Source organism: Sphingobium chungangianum (assembly GCF_977014255.1).
This window is the reverse complement of the sequence record NZ_CDRNIV010000006.1, coordinates 985,876-1,002,058: the sequence shown is the minus strand read 5'-3', so window position 1 is coordinate 1,002,058 and position 16,183 is coordinate 985,876. Positions and strand designations below refer to the sequence as shown.

Sequence of the window (16,183 nt, the reverse complement as noted above, 5' to 3'; positions counted from 1 at the left end):
CTTACTCTTCGGTTTCGAACTCGTCCGCCCCATCGGAGGAGAGCGGCATGCTAGCAGAAATGAGCGCGTCGGTCAGTATCAGCTTGGCATCGCCGACCAGCGCGAAGGGGATGGAGACATCCCCGGCCTTGTTATCCTGGAACTGGACGTCCTCGCCCTCGACACCCTTCAGGATGCCGCGAAAGCTCTTGCGCCCCGCCACCGTTTCGCTGGTGGCGATCTTCGCCTCATGCCCCGCCCATTCCATGAAGTCATGGAGACGGGTGAGCGGCCGATCGATACCCGGCGAGCTGACCTCCAGCCGATAGGCTTCCTCGATCGGATCAGCCTCATCCAGCACGTCGGACAGGCGGCGCGAGATGGCAGCGCAATCCTCGATGACAAGCTGCTTCGTCGCCGGCCGCTCGGCCATGATCTGCAACGTATATTCATCGCCAGACCCGAACAGCTTCACGCGCACAAGGTCGAACCCCAAGGCCTTCACCTCCGGTTCGATCAGCGCGGTCAGTTCGGCGATGTCCGCCATGCAGTCTCCAACAGAATATGTGCGCTCCCGCCGCCGCAAGCGTTCCGCCTGCGACCCCGACATGTTTGACGATGTAAGGAAGCAAGGGCGATATAGGGGGGAAGATATAATGCTGCAACATTATTCGTGCGGGAGAATTTTGATGAAGCGGTGACCGGTCCTGTATACCATCTACCGTAGAGAAAGCGACAATAAGGGGGGAGGACGGCCATGCCACATTCGGTGTTCTTACGGCGCGATCTGCTGAAGGGAGCAGCCTGCCTCGGTCTTATGAGTGCCGCGCCGGTACGCGCGCGCGCCGCTGCCGAACGCTTCCCCGCGGTTAGGGGCATGGTGAACGGCGTGATCGGGGAACCAGCCGCTCCCGGAGCAATCGTGGCGATCGGTCGCGGAACTGATCGCCCAGCCTATGTGAGCAGCGGAACGATCGCCCTGGACAACCCGCGCCGGGTGGATGAGCACACGCTGTTCCGCGTTTATTCGATGACGAAACCCATCACCGGCATGGCGGTGATGCTGCTGATCGCCGAGGGCCGGATGAAGCTCGACCAGCCTGTTGCCGATTTCATCCCCGGCTTTGCGAATATGCGCGTTCTGACCAACCCCGGCCAAAGCCTCGAAACGCGCCCCGCCGCTTCTGTCATGACGATCCGTCACCTGTTGACCCACACTGCCGGCCTTGGTGGTGGGCCTTCGATGAGCGGGCCACTCAAGGCGGTATATCAACAGCTGGGACTGAAGCAGAACCTGCTCAGCAACGCTGAACGGCTTGAGCAAGCGCCGCCCTCAAGCCTCAAGCAATTCGCCGAGCGGCTGGCGGCAGCTCCGCTTCTTTCAGACCCCGGCACAGCCTGGAGCTATTCGGTCGGGCTGGATTTGCTGGGCCGCATCATAGAGCTGGTGGCAGGCATGCCATTTGAACAGTTTCTGGAGCAGCGGTTCTTCGCACCTCTTGGCATGAACAGCACCTTCTTCGATGTGCCAGCAGACAAAAAGGCGCGTCTCGTCACAAGCTATACGGGCAGAGGCGCCAAATTGGCCGTGGTCGATGCAGGTCCGACCTCCATCTTCCTGAACAAGCCCGCATTTCCTTCGGGCGGGGGCGGCCTCATCTCCTCGGCCCATGATTACGACCGTTTCCTGGCCATGCTGACGAATGAAGGCCGTTTGGGCAGAGCAGAGGTCCTGCCGCCTACCGCTGTGACGGTTGGAACCTCCAACCTCCTGCCGCAGGGCGTGAACATGCGCGGCTATGTCGGCATTCCTGGGGTGGTTGGATTCGGCGCGGGCGGCTGCATCGCTGACCATGGCGGGTTCAAAGGCCTGTTCGGCTGGATGGGCGCGGCGGGAACCATCGGCGTCATCGCGCCCGCACAACGGCTGCGGATGACCGGTTTGATCAACAACCTGTCCGTCTTCGATTTCGCGATCAATCTGCCAAAGGCCGTCCATGCGGATTTGGTCTCGGCCAGGACATTATAAGAGCTGACGAGCAAATAGCTGCTCGCCTGTCTAACAGCGGAGCCAAGCGGGACCCCGGATCAAGGTCCGGGGTGACGAAGTCAGAAAATCAGTAGCCCATATCGGCCAGACCTCGACCTGGAGCAGATTCCGATCCGATTGCATCGGCCTGGATGCTCCAGGATTTTGTTCTGCCGCATTTTCCGAGCCAGCAGATGATTCCATCTGCTTAGAAAAGGCTCGAGCCGATCAAACCAACCGGCTCTGCTTCACCGCCGCCTCGATAAAGCTCGCAAACAGCGGATGCGGGTCGAACGGCTTGGACTTCAGCTCCGGATGGAACTGCACGCCGACGAACCACGGATGATCCGGCCGCTCGACAATCTCCGGCAAGGTGCCGTCCGGCGACATACCCGAGAAGATGAGGCCGCCCTTCTCCAGCGCCTCACGATAACCGGCATTCACCTCATAGCGATGGCGATGCCGCTCGCTGATCTCGCTCGCGCCATATATGCCCGCGACAACGCTATTGCCGGTGAGCTTGGCGGGATAGGCGCCCAGCCGCATCGTGCCGCCAAGGTCGGTTTCGGCCGTGCGCTTCTGTAAGCCTTCGCTGCTCATCCATTCGGTGATGAGGCCGACGACAGGCTCGCTCGTCTCGCCAAATTCGGTGGTGGACGCCTCGGCGATCCCGGCTGTGTTCCGCGCCCCTTCAATGCAGGCCATCTGCATGCCAAGGCAGATGCCGAAGAAGGGCACATTACGTTCGCGCGCGAACTTAACGCTCGCGATCTTGCCTTCCGACCCGCGCACGCCAAAGCCGCCGGGGACCAAAATGCCGTGCATCGGCTCCAGGCTGGCGGCGACATCATCGCCCTTCTCGAACAGTTCGGCGTCGATCCACTTGATCTTCACCTTCACCCGATTGGCGAAACCGCCATGGGTCAGCGCCTCGTAGAGCGACTTGTAGGCGTCCGGCAGGCCGACATATTTGCCGACGACGCCGATCGTCACTTCGCCTTCGGGGTTCTGCTGGCGGTCCATGATGTCCATCCAGCGATCGAGCGTCGGCTTGGGCGCGTCATCGATGCCGAAGGCGCGCAGCACTTCCTCATCCAGCCCTTCGGCATGATATTGCGCGGGCACCGCATAGATGCTGCTGGCGTCGAGCGCCGGGATCACCGCTTCCTTGCGCACATTGCAGAACAGCGCGATCTTCGCCCGTTCGCTGTCGGGCAACGGATGCTCGCAGCGGCACAGCAAAATGTCGGGCTGGATGCCCAGCGACGTCAGTTCGCGCACGCTATGCTGCGTTGGCTTGGTCTTCAGCTCGCCCGCCGCCGCGATATAGGGGACCAGCGTCACATGGACGAAGATCGACTGGCGGCGACCCAGGTCATTATGCAGCTGACGGATCGCTTCCATGAAAGGCAGCGATTCGATGTCACCCACCGTCCCGCCGATTTCGCACAGCACGAAATCCAGATCGTCTGACTCGGCTATCGCGAACGCCTTGATCTCGTCCGTGACGTGCGGAATCACCTGCACCGTCGCGCCCAGATAATCGCCGCGCCGCTCGCGCTGGATGATCGTCTGATAGACACGGCCCTGCGTCACATTGTCCGACTGACGCGCCGAAACCCCCGTAAACCGCTCATAATGGCCAAGGTCGAGGTCGGTTTCCGCCCCGTCATCGGTCACATAGACCTCGCCATGCTGATACGGGCTCATCGTGCCCGGATCGACGTTGAGATAGGGATCGAACTTCCGGATACGCACACGGAAACCTCGCGCCTGCAGCAGTGCTGCGAGCGATGCGGCCATAAGGCCCTTGCCAAGCGAGGAGACCACGCCGCCGGTGATGAAAATATACCGCGCCATGGGAGAGGAGGCTTAGCCTTTTACAAACAAGTTGGGCAAGCGCGCGAATCCACGCGCGAGCAAAAAAAGATCGAAAATGTGATCGAAAAGATCAGTTGGCGAGCGGAACCGCGCCATTTGCCGCCTGGCCATTGCTCGCAGCGCCTGCTGCCCCGGCCAACGGATCGGCACTACCGGCCGGCGCAGGGGCCGACGGAGCCGCCGGAGCCTGCTTCACCAGCGAGGTATCGATATCGCTCGGCGCGTGCTGCACCGATGCGATCACCGCCAGAACGACCGACAGCAGCACGAAGATGGTGGCCAGCACCGTCGTCGACCGCGTCAGAAAGTCCGCCGCGCCCCGCGCAGACATCAACCCCGCCGGGCTACCACCCACGCCCAGACCGCCGCCTTCCGACTTCTGCATCAGGATGACGGTGACAAGCAGAGCCGCGACAATGGCCTGCACGACGAGGATAAAGGTGAACATGCGAGAATATCTGTCCGAATGGGGTGCGTTGTGGAGCCCATAGCGTTGAAGCGCCGCCGGGGCAACCGGCGCTGGAGCATCGTGTGGCTATGGAGATCACCTCAGGAGACGCCTCCGCTGAAAGTTACTCCTGCTGACCACCCTCTCCCCGTTCGGGCTGAGCCTGTCGAAGCCCTCTTCTTTCAGGCCCACCAGCTCCACCCGGACTCCACTTCCAATCGCCTAGCGGCCCTACCTAACCCGCAGCCGCAATCACCGGCCCGAATTTCGCCGCGGTCAGGCTCGCTCCGCCCACCAGACCGCCATCGACATCCTCGATCGCCATCAACTCGGCCGCATTCTCGCCATTCATCGACCCGCCATAGAGGATGCGCATCGCACCCGCTTCGCCCTCGCCGATCCGGCCAGCCAACGTCGCCCGCAGCGCCTTGTGCATGGTTTCGACCGCTTCCATCGTCGGGATGCGGCCCGTGCCGATCGCCCAGATCGGCTCATAAGCGATCGCCAGCCAGTCGGCCGCCGCGCCTTCCGGCAGCGACGCCAGCAACTGCGCCGACACAATGCCTTCGGCCCCGCCAGCGTCGCGTACCTCAAGGCTTTCGCCGACGCACAGGATAACCTTCAGACCCGCAGCCTTAGCCGCGAACGCCTTTGCCGCGACATCGGCGTCGCTCTCGCCCTGATCCTGCCGCCGCTCGCTATGGCCAACGATCGTCCAGCTCGCGCCCGCTTCGGACAGCATCACCGCCGACAGGCAGCCAGTATGCGCGCCGCTATCGTTCATGTGACAGTCCTGCGCGCCGACAAAGGCGCCGCCCTTGACCTGATCGGCCGCCGCGATCAGCGTCGCGGGCAGGCACAGCCCCACCTCGACCACCGGACGCTCAGCCGCCAGCGCGCCGATCGCTTCGACTTCGGGCAGCTGTGAACGAAGGCCGTTCATCTTCCAGTTGCCGACCACCAGCTTGCGCCTGCCCATCAATCCATACCCCTTCAGTCATTCGTCCATCCGCCAGCCCGCGCCGGACCAGCCCCGACAGGCCGATGAACAAAGGCACGGCATTTGTCCAGCCAAGCCGCACTTGCCGCCGCGACGATCCGCCCCTAAAGCGGGCCGCCCGTAAAAGTCTTTCAATTCTGGACTTCCTTCATGCTTTCAAACTTCCGCCGCTTCATCCACTCGAAATTCGGCGCCCTCTTCGCGCTCCTTTTCCTAGGCGTCATCGCGGCGGCCTTCATCATGGGCGACGTCACGAGCGGCAAGTTTGGCACCTCTCTCGGCGGCGGCGGCGAGACTGTCGCGAAAGCAGGCGGCACCCGACTGACCCTGCCTCAGTTCCAGGAACGGGTTCAGCGCGTCTTCGAAAATGCCCGCCGCGCCACCCCGGGTCTTCAGATCGGCGATTTCCTCGCCCAAGGCGCCGCTGGCCAGATTTATGATCAGCTGGTCGCCGCAATGACGCTGAAAGAATATGCGAAGGATCAGGGCGTCCATATCTCCAAGCGTCTCGTCGATGCGCAGATCGCCCAGATCCCCGCCTTTCAGGACGCGGCAGGCAGATTCAGCCAGGAAAATTTCCGCCAGCTTCTGCTCCGCGAACGCATCACCGAACAGGCACTGCGCGAAGACATCACCCGCGAGATCCTCGAACGGCAGATGCTCGCTCCGCTCGGCCTTGGTGTGAAACTGCCGAACAGCGTCATCCTGCCCTATGCCTCGCTGCTGCTGGAGGCGCGCCAAGGAACGATCGCTGCTGTCCCCGCCGCAGCCTTTGCGGACATTAGGGACCCCACGGACGCACAGCTCGCCACCTATTATCAGCAGAATGCCGGGCGCTTCACCATCCCAGAGCAGCGCCGCATTCGCTACGCCGTGATCGATGGCGAACGCTTCGCGCAAGCCTCGCAGCCGACTGACGCCGAAATTGCCGCGTCCTATAATCAGAACAAAGCGAGCTACGCCGCGAAGGAAAGCCGCAATTTCGAGCAGCTCATACTGCCCAGCGAAGCCGCCGCGAAGACGATCACAGAGCAAGTGAAGGGCGGCAAGTCGCTCGCAGCCGCTGCGCAGGGCGCAGGGCTGGAAGCGTCGGCACTGGTGGATCAAAGCCGTGAAAGCCTGACCACCACAACGTCCGCCGCGATCGCAAATGCGGGCTTTGCGGCCAAGCAAGGCGAGCTTGTCGGCCCGATCCGGGGACCACTCGGATGGATTCTGCTGCGCGTATCGAACGTTAAGACCGTTCCCGCGCGGCCGCTGTCAGCCGTGCGCGACGAAATCGCAACGACGCTCCGCTCGCAAAAGCAAAAGCGCCTGCTGAGCGAATTCACCGGAAAGGTTGAAGATCAGATCGCCGATGGCGGCAGCTTTGAGGAAGTGGTGAAGGACAACGGCCTGAAGCTGGAAACAACGCCCTTCCTGATCGCCAACGGCAAACAGGTCGAGGATCAGGCCTATCAGGCTCCGGCCGATGTCCGTCCGCTGCTGGCTCCCGTGTTCCAGATGAGTCAGGACGATGACGCGCAACTTGTGCCCGTCACGCCCGACCAGCGCTACGCTCTCGCCGCGCCCGCCGAGATTCGCGCCGCCGCCCCGCCGCCGCTGGAAAAGGTGAAGCCCCTGGTACTGGCCCAGTATAAACTGGCGCAGGGCAACGCCAAGGCGAAGGCCGTGGCCGAGCAGATCCGCGCGAAGGTCGCCAAGGGCATGAAACTTGCCGATGCCGTGGCCCAGGCTGGCGTCCGCCTGCCCGCGCCGCAGACCGTGGGCGGGCGCCGCGCCGATATCATGCGGGAAGGTCAGCGTCCCCCCGCAGAGGTCGCGATCCTCTTCTCCATGGCAACGAACAGCGTCAAGACGATGCCGATCGGTCAGGATCGCGGCTATTTCGTCGTGCAGCTGAACGGTATTAAATATGGCGATGCGGGTGGCCAGACCGCCCTGCTTGATCAGGTCCGCAGCCAGCTTGGCGATGTCGTCGGTCAGGAATATGGGCAGCAGTTCGAACGGGCGGTCGAAAAGCAGCTTGGCGTGACCCGGAACCCGTCAGCTGTCGCCAGCGTCCAGCGCGCGCTTGCCAGCACCAATGGCGGCGCACAGTAACATGGTTGCGGGCAGCGCAGGCAATGACGGGATAGCGGCTGCTCATGCCGCACTGGCCGCTGGCAATTCGGCGCTGGTGTGGCGCCGCCAGATCGCGGACACGGACACGCCCATCTCCGCCGCGCTCAAGCTGTTCGTAGCCGATCGCGGCGATTTTCTGCTGGAATCGGTAGAAGGCGGCGCGGTTCGCGGGCGCTATAGCCTGATCGGCCTCGCGCCTGATCTTGTCTTCCGTGCGCAGGGACAGGCGGCGGAGATCAATCGTCATTGGGCGACTGACCCACAGGCATTTGTTCCGGAAGCGGCGGGCGCGCTTGATGCCTTGCGCGCGCTTGTGGCGGAATGCCGGGCTGATCTTGACCCCGCCCTTCCCCCTGCCCTCGCCTGCCTCGTGGGCTATTTCGGTTATGAGACGGTCGGCCTTGTCGAAAAGCTGCCCCGGCCAGCGCCCAATCCACTTGAGCTGCCCGATATGCTGTTCGTGCGGCCGACCATTATCCTCGTCTTCGACCGGCTGGCCGATGCGCTGTATTTCGTTGCGCCTGTCTGGAAGGGCAGCTTCAGCGATGCCGACGCGGCGATCGCGCAGGCTTTGGAGCGGATCGATGCAGCGGCGGCGCGACTGGCCGCACCCTTGCCGCACACGCCTCCGGCCCAAGACATTGCCGATGTCGATGTGACCCCCGCGCTGGAGCCGGGTCGCTACAAGGCCATGGTCGAGCGGGCCAAGGACTATATTGTCGCCGGGGACATATTCCAGGTGGTACTCGCCCAGCGTTTCACCAGCCCCTTCACCCTCCCGCCGATCTCGCTTTACCGGGCGCTGCGACGGATAAATCCTTCGCCTTTTCTTTATTATCTCGATCTGCCCGGCTTTGCCCTGATCGGTTCCAGTCCCGAGATTCTAGTGAGGGCACGGGATGGCGAAGTCACCATCCGCCCGATCGCCGGAACGCGGCCACGCGGCAAAAATGCTGTCGAAGATGCGGCCAATCGCGAAAGCCTGCTCGCCGATCCCAAGGAACGGGCAGAACATCTGATGCTGCTCGACCTTGGGCGCAATGACGTGGGGCGGGTCGCTACCGCCGGGTCGGTGACGGTCACCGACAGCTATAGCGTCGAATTTTACAGCCACGTCATGCACATCGTGTCGAATGTCGTCGGCCGTCTTTCGCCGGACAAGGATGCACTGGACGCCCTCTTCGCGGGCTTCCCGGCAGGCACGGTTTCGGGCGCGCCCAAGGTCCGCGCTTGCGAGATCATCGCGGAACTGGAGCCGGAAACGCGCGGCGCCTATGCAGGCGGCGTCGGCTATTTCGGACCCGACGGCAATATGGACAGCTGCATCGTGCTACGCACCGCCGTGCTCAAGGATGGCATCATGCACGTCCAGGCAGGCGCGGGCATCGTCGCCGATTCCACGCCGGAATATGAGCAGCGCGAATGCGAGGCGAAGAGCGGCGCACTCCTCGCGGCAGCGCGGGAGGCCGTCGATCTCGCGCGGCAAGCTGGCTTCGGGCAATAACTACTCGGCCGTCGTGGGGTCGATCGTCGACCGCACTCTGGCGATGCTGTTGGCGGGAAGCCCCGCAAGCTCGGCATGCTGCCGGATCAACTCTTCGCTGGGCGCGCGGTAGAGACAATAGATCTTGTCGTCCGTCACATAGCTGTGGACCCACTGAATTTCGGGTCCAAGTTCGCGCAGCACATTGCACGAACCTTGTGACGCGTTCCTGAGCTCATCACCCCGCAGCCTTCCCGCGCCGGGCATCTCTCTTTCTATCACGAACTGCGGCATGACCACCTCCATGCGTGAAGAGCGCCGAATCTATGCCTGTGTGCGGCGCGAGTCCATAACGGCGCTAACGGCATGGCCTCCCGCCAAACGCGCGGCGATTTAGTCGCGCTGGAACATCACTGAAATGAGCGGGAACGCGCCATCTGAGACAGCGCATGGCCTAACCACGCTGCACACGCTCCATCGGTTCCGACGTCACGGGATAACCGAGATGATCGGGGATGCAGAGATGGCGCACGCCGCCTCTCTCTTCCAGCCAGGGGCTGATCTTTTCGACGGGAAAGGACCCGGCGTGGGCCGCCATCGCGGCGAAGCTGTCGAACAGGGCCAATCGCTCAAGATTGCGGCGGGTCGGGAAAATGATGCGCCCGCCGCCCGCGTCGCATAGAGCGATCGTGTCACTCGCGCTCATCCAGAACAACCGGACATTTTCGGTCGTATCCGCACTTGCAACCTGCCCTTCTGGCGCGCGTACCAAATAGAAATGCGTGTCATAAATGCGCGCGGCCATTTCCGCGCCCGCAGGATGCCAGCGGCTGAATGGCACCAATTGATCGAGGGCCAGCCTAATCCCGTGCGCTTCGATGGTCGCCGAAAAATCTGCGCCTTCTGTCAGCGCGCACCGCATTTCGAACAATTGCGCCGGATCGGGCCGCACCCCAAAACCGATGCCAAGGCCGCTTTCCTCCAGCGTTTCACGGATCGCCGCCAGCCGAGCGGCGGTCTCCTCCACATTGCCGGACGCATCCACGGCGCGGGCCAATTCCCGATCCGCCTCATCAACCGCGCCTCCCGGAAACACCAGCGCTCCCGCTGCAAAAGCCATGCTCCCGGCGCGTTCCATCATCAGGATATGCGGCGGCCCATCGGGCATGTCGCGAACGATTACAGCTGTCGCCGCTGCCCGGCCTTCACTTTTGGTCGATGCCATGAGAGCCGCCATAGGCGCGTATAATGCTGGCGGTAAAGTCCTTCTGGATCACCCCGTCACTGGAGGGGTGGTGGAGCCGAGGGGGGAAGGCATAAACAACCTCATACCCACGTAAATCCGCCACTTTTTAGCTTTGCTACGCCTCTCTGTGTATCAGCCTTGTGTTACAGATCAAGGGTGCAGATCAGGGTTGGCATCAATCACCAAATGAAAAAGTGCCTCGAAAAAGACTGGAGCTTGGCACCCAGTCGCAAAGAACATCCTCACAGATGTGCCGTTATTCCTTACGATCTTCACGGTCTTCTGCCGCTAATCCGACAGCACAGAGGCCAGAAATTTGGCTCAGAAAAATACAGGCGGAGCCATTAGATGTGGGGCAACCTACGCCCCACACAATTTAACGAAAACAGTAAGTTACGGTAAAATCCCCTTCATTTATATCTAGCCATATCTACTATCTACACTCACTGAGTTTCGGACATCCCGAAATCCGTAAGGTTGGTGCCGTTGAAATCGCAGTGAACCTTGAATTTCAGCTCCAAGTTGAAAGCGTTCTTCGCGGTCGCCGACATCAACACCTGCGTCCGTCCCTCCCCTCCCGTGCGGAAGTCATATCCCAGAGGAAAATCGACCGTTGAGGGATGGGTGGCATTGCTCAGGACCGCGTTCCTACAGGCTACAACGGCTTCGGTTTCTTCCATGGGGTCAACCTTGGCGAAGCTGCGCCCGTTCGTCGCATCAGCGGCCACGAAATCGAAAGACAGCATCTCCCCGGCGGTAAAGCAGGGAACGGAGAAAACCTTCCCCTTGGTGGTCTTATTGAGGACAAGGGATTGGTGATCCAGCGCCTCACATTCGCGGCGCTGTTCCATGATCCGGTTCATGACTTTCACAGCCGCCGTTCGCAGCCCCGCGCTGCCTTCCGGCCACTCGAAATCCGCCTCCGTGTAAACGCGCCGTCCATCGGCGGCCGCTTTGACCTTACGCAGGGATGACGAGGGAACCCACCCAGCAAGGCGCGGAACATCGTTGCTCGTGGGAGTATGAATTTTCGACCAGTTTCCCACCCGGCAATGTTCACGCACGGTATGGCCCTCCTCCATCGGGAACGGGACAGTTTCGTCACCGATTTTCCACGGCACGGTCGCCGAGGTCGCGTTTGGAGCAGAACGTAAGTTGACATCACTTTTTGCGGCGAAGTCCACCTCAGTTTTCCGCGACCCAAAATCGCACTGCACTGCGGCAGCGGCTTCCTCGCTCCCGGCTCCGGTGCTCTCTGAAGCCGTATTTGCGTCCTTGGGTAGCATCACGACTGCCAAAACAGTCATTAGGCCGCCGATAACGAAGCGCGCCATGTTGCCCACAGTGGGTTTCCCCTGAGCTGCCTGCTCCTGAAAAGACCGAGACCAAGCCATCCCGCCAGCGATGAAGAAGCAAATCGCCGAAACGAAACCGCCGAGCACCACTAACGACAGGACCGAGGCAACAACCGCGACGAAACTGAGCCATTCCACTCCCCGTGGCGCTTTTCCTCGCCGTTTCTGCTGATGACCTTCCAAGGCGCTCATACCCGCGCCTCGCCGACAGTGTTCAGGTCACCGGCTGCGCACTTTCGCTTTCTCATTCTGACTTTTCCCCTGTGGAACCCGCGTGCCGGGTGTGGACAGCCAATGACTATCCAGTTGAGAAAGGCAGAGAAAGCATTTTGTCACTTATATCGGGTGGTGCCCAAAGGCTGCTCTTTGCTGATAGTGGCCGATGGCGCTCCCGCAGACATTTGGCCGCAATGTGAAGCTCGCGCGGAAAGCGTCAGGTCTATCGCAGGAAGCATTTGCCGATGTGTCCGGGATAGCCCGCTCCTACATGTCCGACGTTGAGAGAGGCGCTCGCAATCCTACGCTGGACGTGGTTGAGCGAATTGCACTGGCGCTGCAAACTCCCGCGCATCATTTGCTCGATCCAGATTTCGAGCCAAGCCCAGTAGAACCGGGAGCGTTAGCCAAGTGACCATTGTGGCTCGCCACCGCCATCTACACCGTCAGAGCCGCACCGAAACGCAATATGAGCGTTTTCGATCAGCCAATCCTGACTTCATTGCCCGGCTGGCAGTGTTGCGTCAGTATCGCGCGCGGCAGATGGAACTCTTGGGCGCAGCGACCGGTCGGCAGCGACATTCGGAGGTGCGACGTGTGTTGCGGGAACGCGACCTGCATCTTCTTTACGCCTACGAGGCTGTTCTGCGTTGCAAGCGGCTCAATCACGCCAGTCCAATTAGCATTGCTCAGCTTGCAACCAGCTTCAACGCCTTCGTTCCCGTGCTGAACGAAGCAGTCTGCACCCGGCGCGTCGACAAAGGCAGCGGCCGACGCTGGGTTCAGGAATTTGGACCCCGCCGTAGGATGCATCAGGCTCTAGTCGCTGACGTCCTGCGGCAAATACATCCTCCCCTGCGAAGACAAACGCTGTTCAATGGGGGGATGCCGACAGCACGAAATGCTGTCGCGGCGGCCTACCGTGAAGGCTTCACGCATGGCGTAGAACTCGACTTCGAGAATTTCTACGGCAGCGTGGCGCACGAGCGGCTGGCCGATCTCCTGCGGCCGTTGCCGACGAGTGTCGTTGACAACGTGGTATGGGACTTCGCCCTGCGTGACGGTTCCTCTCCTATCGCCGTAGTGTCGTCTGATGGAGACCCTACCCCCAGCGCTCTGACGGGGCTTTCCTTGGGTGCCTCGACATCTCCAATCGTTGGCGAGCGGATCATCGCCGAGGTGCTGGCGGCCGCCCAGTGCCCGGAGACGATCACCTACGCCGACAATTTGTTCGTCATGGGACGATCAAGGGAGGAGGTGGACGAGCGGATACACCGGATCAAGGAAAGCATAGCTTCGCTCAATGTCGGGCGTCTGGGGCTTAGGGTGGGCCACTCCATCAAATACGATCTCACAAGGTCGTTCGAGTTCATGAAGCAGGATGGCGAGGCGACGCCGGACGGCATCGAGTGGAAGCCATCGGCGTCGAAAGTTCGTCAATATATGGTGAGCGCTCTTGAAGGGCGGCTGGAACTGGCCGAAATTGAGGCAGCGGAACGACGAGTGCGCCATTGGCGCAGGGCGTATCCCGATTGGCCAGAGGGCGACGCTTACGAGGCGGAATATCTCGCCGCGCTAGCGGTCAGGCGCTTCTATCTGGATCGCAACGCATCCCATAGAACCTCGGCTGTTCACGCGATACTGATCGCAGGCCGTGCTTGGGACGGGTTGCAATCTTTATCGGAGTTCATACCGACCGAGGGAGACGCAAGCGGCGAAGGCCGGAAAGAGATCATCGCCGAACTCAAGCGCTGGCTTGACGCTGCGGAGGCGCGTAGGTCGGCAGCGGCCGCCTAGATCGGCCAGCTTTCGGGATTTTCTTCTTGAGCCAGTCGACGAAGGGTCGACCTGTCCAGCTCCTCCGCGCTGATGGATGCTGCCCATCCTCCATACCGGCAGACGAGAAGCTGCCATGGCTCCGGTTCCACGAACCGCCGATGCAGCCGATAATGGCAAGGGCGGCAAACCGGCCGGACGTAGATGGGGCGGAGGTAATTTTCGACGTGATAGTGAATATTGGTATCTCGGTCACAGATCGAACAGATTGACGGCCAAGCAAGCCATCCTGCCCGGCACGCTAAAATTATCTTCTGCCAACCAACGATCCGCTCAGTTCCCGATGCGCCATTGTATGAGCGGGGAACCTTCCATCCCCAGCGCGGCAGGCGAACGCCGTTGGCGATGGCATCACTGACCTTCCTTTCGACCGCGAGGTCAGGGAAGAGTTCATTCGAGATAGCGTGCTGGTCGCCCAGCCAATCTCCGCCATCTTGCAGATAACTCATGAGCTAGAGCCATCTGCCAGCAGGCGATATACTGATGCCCGCCCAATGCCGAGAGCGGCCGCAATTTCGGAGGCACCTGCCCCGGCGTCTTTCATGGAGCGCACCTGCTGTGCCTTGGCGCGAGCGGTCGGTGCTCTGCCACGGTATTTCCCGGCAGCCTTCGCCTTGGCGATACCGTCCTTCTGGCGAGAAAGCATCACTCCCCTCTCGAACTCCGCAACGGCACCAAAAATAGTGAGCATCAATTTCCCGCTGGGAGATTGCGTGTCCATGACACTGCCACCAAAGTCCAGCACTCGAAGGCCGACCCCTTTGGCTTCCAGCTTGCTGACAATGGTCAGCAGATCGGTGGTGGACCTTGCGAGCCGGTCAAGGCGCGTCACCACGAACACGTCACCTTCGCGGACAAAATCCAGTGCCGCATCCAACTGCGCCCGGACGGCGACCGAGGACACGACCTCCTTCATGATCTTTGTGCAACCCGTTGCAAGCAACTGACGCTCTTGGGCTTCCAACCCCGCAATTTGCTCCGATGTGCTGCTGCGACAATAGCCTACCAGCAATGCTTCCTCCTATATAAGCTGGAGGAAGCCTACCCGCTGGTGCAGTGCACGCCAGCATGAAGTGTATTACATAAACAACACGGTAACGGGAGCACTTGGCCCATCTGAGAGCGTCTCATTGCTCATGCAAGCGGGAGGGGCAGCTCGCACACCGTGCTTCCTGCCTCGCAAGGAAACAGCTAAAACCTTGACGTGAAACAGCCGCATAGCATTACCGTCGACATAAGTTGCGCCGCCGCCCAGAGGAGAACCAGCTTGCCTGCAATGCCGGTTAGACGTGACTTCACGTGGGAGCGTGCACCATGGTCGCGCTGCACGAACTGTGGGGAGAACACATTTGGCTTTCTGAGCGGGGGCGACCATAGCATTGTCTGGCGCTGCTCGCGCTGCCGCTATCGCGTGGACGAACCGCTGCCAAAGGTTAACAAGCAAGTTATTTACATCGACCAATTTGTATTTAGCGAGCTTTTCAAGCTCAAGGCCGGAACGCGCCGCGAGGATAAACTAACACCGTTCTGGCAAGAGGTTGATGCGATCTTGCACCGAGTTGTCCACCTCCAACAAGCGGTGCTGCCCCACTCAAATATCCACCACGCCGAGACCATTGTCTCTGCATGGCCGCGTGAACTGCGAGAGGCCTATGAAGCCATGGGCGGAGACATGCGCTTTGAAGACACAAGCGATGTCCAAATGCGCGAAATTACTGAATTTGCAACGGCATACGTAGAAAATCGCGATCCATCGGTAAACTTTGATGTGGACGAAATTCTCCGAGGTAGTCGGAACAAATGGCTTCCGAACATGCGGATCGTCGTAAACGCAGATTACAGCCACTTCGCCGCAGGGACACGCCAGCGCCGCGAACGCGCGGGTGCGAGTGTCAACGAATTAATTGATGGCTGGCGAGCGAAGGAGCTCGGCTTCGACGAGGTGCTCGAAATCGAATTGAACGCCTATCACGAAAGTCGGATGGCGGCATTGAGAGGCTTTCGCGAGCGGTATGAAAAAGCCGAGGCAGAAGACGATGTGATGGCAATCATGAACGAGAGCATGAGCCACATTTGCCAAGAGCTTTCCATGCTCGATCATCTGTTCACAAAGGCGGGCATCCCAGACCAGAGCCATCATATCGCGCGAGGCAGCTTCTGGTCGTGGGAACGCAATAGCGAGATGCCCTTCGGGCGTATCCTCGCCTATATGTTCGCGGCGCTTGCTGGTCAGGTGAAAGCTGGACGGAAGAAGGGCGTTTCAGCCGGTTTTATGAATGATGTCGAGGCGGTGGCAGCGTATGCGCCATTCGTGGACGCCATGTTCATAGACAAAGAGTGCGCGTCGCTGCTGACGCAAGGCCGACCGGGGAAAGAACTCGATTTTCGCGCTCGCATCTTCTCTCTAACCAACCGGGACGAATTTTTGGACTATCTTCGGGGATTGGAGGCTCAAGCTACGACAGAAGTAAGGCGGTATGCCCAGATAATTTATGGGATTGAACTTGAGCCGAAGCCAGCTTGATCGCCTATTAGGTCTCCCGAAATTTTCGAAGCTAATCAGCCGAAGAACTGTCTCAATGGTTC

15 protein-coding genes are annotated in these 16,183 nt (G+C 60.7%); 6 read left to right on the top strand and 9 right to left on the bottom strand.

Annotated features, from left to right (window positions below; genetic code table 11):
* Nucleotide 1: 1 nt before the first annotated feature.
* Nucleotides 2–526 carry a ribosome maturation protein RimP gene (rimP, locus tag ACWNC0_RS11975; protein ID WP_449471837.1) on the bottom strand — a complete coding sequence of 175 codons (525 nt, stop codon included), beginning with the start codon at nt 524–526 and terminating at the stop codon, nt 2–4.
* A 210-nt stretch (nt 527–736) separates the two neighbouring features.
* On the opposite strand from rimP, the gene ACWNC0_RS11970 reads away from it, so the two are divergent.
* Nucleotides 737–2,008 (top strand): serine hydrolase domain-containing protein, encoded by a 1,272-nt coding sequence (locus tag ACWNC0_RS11970; protein ID WP_449471835.1) that lies wholly within the window; start codon nt 737–739, stop codon nt 2,006–2,008.
* Nucleotides 2,009–2,236: 228 nt separating this feature from the next.
* Here ACWNC0_RS11970 and ACWNC0_RS11965 read toward each other — a convergent pair whose 3' ends face one another.
* The 3 genes from ACWNC0_RS11965 to tpiA all read right to left on the bottom strand — a co-directional run bounded on the left by ACWNC0_RS11965 (nt 2,237) and on the right by tpiA (nt 5,316).
* On the bottom strand, nt 2,237–3,868 hold the full coding sequence (locus ACWNC0_RS11965; protein WP_449471834.1) for a CTP synthase: 1,632 nt from the start codon (nt 3,866–3,868) through the stop codon (nt 2,237–2,239).
* 91 nt (nt 3,869–3,959) lie between these two features.
* The gene (gene secG, locus ACWNC0_RS11960; protein ID WP_449471833.1) at nt 3,960–4,337 is read right to left on the bottom strand and encodes a preprotein translocase subunit SecG; all 378 of its coding nucleotides are present in this window, start codon (nt 4,335–4,337) and stop codon (nt 3,960–3,962) included.
* A gap of 235 nt (nt 4,338–4,572) precedes the next feature.
* Nucleotides 4,573–5,316 (bottom strand): triose-phosphate isomerase, encoded by a 744-nt coding sequence (gene tpiA, locus ACWNC0_RS11955; protein WP_449471831.1) that lies wholly within the window; start codon nt 5,314–5,316, stop codon nt 4,573–4,575.
* 171 nt (nt 5,317–5,487) lie between these two features.
* Here tpiA and ACWNC0_RS11950 point away from each other — a divergent pair, with 171 nt between their 5' ends.
* Together ACWNC0_RS11950 and trpE are read left to right on the top strand one after the other, a co-directional pair.
* Nucleotides 5,488–7,440, top strand: a complete 1,953-nt coding sequence (locus tag ACWNC0_RS11950; RefSeq protein ID WP_449471829.1) for a SurA N-terminal domain-containing protein — start codon at nt 5,488–5,490, stop codon at nt 7,438–7,440.
* Between the two features lies 1 nt (nt 7,441).
* Nucleotides 7,442–8,965, top strand: coding sequence for an anthranilate synthase component I (gene trpE / locus ACWNC0_RS11945; protein ID WP_449471827.1), 1,524 nt, complete (start codon nt 7,442–7,444; stop codon nt 8,963–8,965).
* On the opposite strand, the gene ACWNC0_RS11940 is transcribed toward trpE, so the two are convergent.
* The 3 genes from ACWNC0_RS11940 to ACWNC0_RS11930 form a co-directional block, all read right to left on the bottom strand.
* Entirely contained in the window at nt 8,966–9,238 is a 273-nt protein-coding gene (locus tag ACWNC0_RS11940; RefSeq protein WP_196224035.1) for a DUF4242 domain-containing protein, read from the bottom strand. It lies immediately after the preceding gene.
* Between the two features lie 160 nt (nt 9,239–9,398).
* The gene (locus ACWNC0_RS11935; protein ID WP_449471826.1) at nt 9,399–10,169 is read right to left on the bottom strand and encodes an NUDIX hydrolase; all 771 of its coding nucleotides are present in this window, start codon (nt 10,167–10,169) and stop codon (nt 9,399–9,401) included.
* Between the two features lie 464 nt (nt 10,170–10,633).
* Nucleotides 10,634–11,737 (bottom strand): hypothetical protein, encoded by a 1,104-nt coding sequence (locus tag ACWNC0_RS11930; protein ID WP_449471825.1) that lies wholly within the window; start codon nt 11,735–11,737, stop codon nt 10,634–10,636.
* A 190-nt stretch (nt 11,738–11,927) separates the two neighbouring features.
* Here ACWNC0_RS11930 and ACWNC0_RS11925 point away from each other — a divergent pair, with 190 nt between their 5' ends.
* A complete protein-coding gene (locus ACWNC0_RS11925) occupies nt 11,928–12,176 on the top strand; it encodes a helix-turn-helix domain-containing protein (protein ID WP_449471823.1) in 249 nt (82 codons plus the stop codon).
* Nucleotides 12,173–13,558 (top strand): hypothetical protein, encoded by a 1,386-nt coding sequence (locus ACWNC0_RS11920; protein WP_449471821.1) that lies wholly within the window; start codon nt 12,173–12,175, stop codon nt 13,556–13,558. Before ACWNC0_RS11925 ends, ACWNC0_RS11920 begins: the two co-directional genes overlap by 4 nt.
* Here the strand turns inward: ACWNC0_RS11920 and ACWNC0_RS11915 are convergent.
* Complete coding sequence (locus tag ACWNC0_RS11915; RefSeq protein ID WP_449471820.1) at nt 13,555–14,046, bottom strand: hypothetical protein; 492 nt, start codon at nt 14,044–14,046, stop codon at nt 13,555–13,557. The genes ACWNC0_RS11920 and ACWNC0_RS11915 overlap by 4 nt on opposite strands.
* Nucleotides 14,043–14,609: a recombinase family protein gene (locus tag ACWNC0_RS11910; protein ID WP_449471818.1), complete on the bottom strand. Its 567-nt coding sequence runs from the start codon at nt 14,607–14,609 to the stop codon at nt 14,043–14,045. Before ACWNC0_RS11910 ends, ACWNC0_RS11915 begins: the two co-directional genes overlap by 4 nt.
* Before the next feature lie 399 nt (nt 14,610–15,008).
* Here ACWNC0_RS11910 and ACWNC0_RS11905 point away from each other — a divergent pair, with 399 nt between their 5' ends.
* The gene (locus tag ACWNC0_RS11905; protein ID WP_449471817.1) at nt 15,009–16,121 is read left to right on the top strand and encodes a hypothetical protein; all 1,113 of its coding nucleotides are present in this window, start codon (nt 15,009–15,011) and stop codon (nt 16,119–16,121) included.
* The last annotated feature ends 62 nt before the right edge of the window (nt 16,122–16,183 follow it).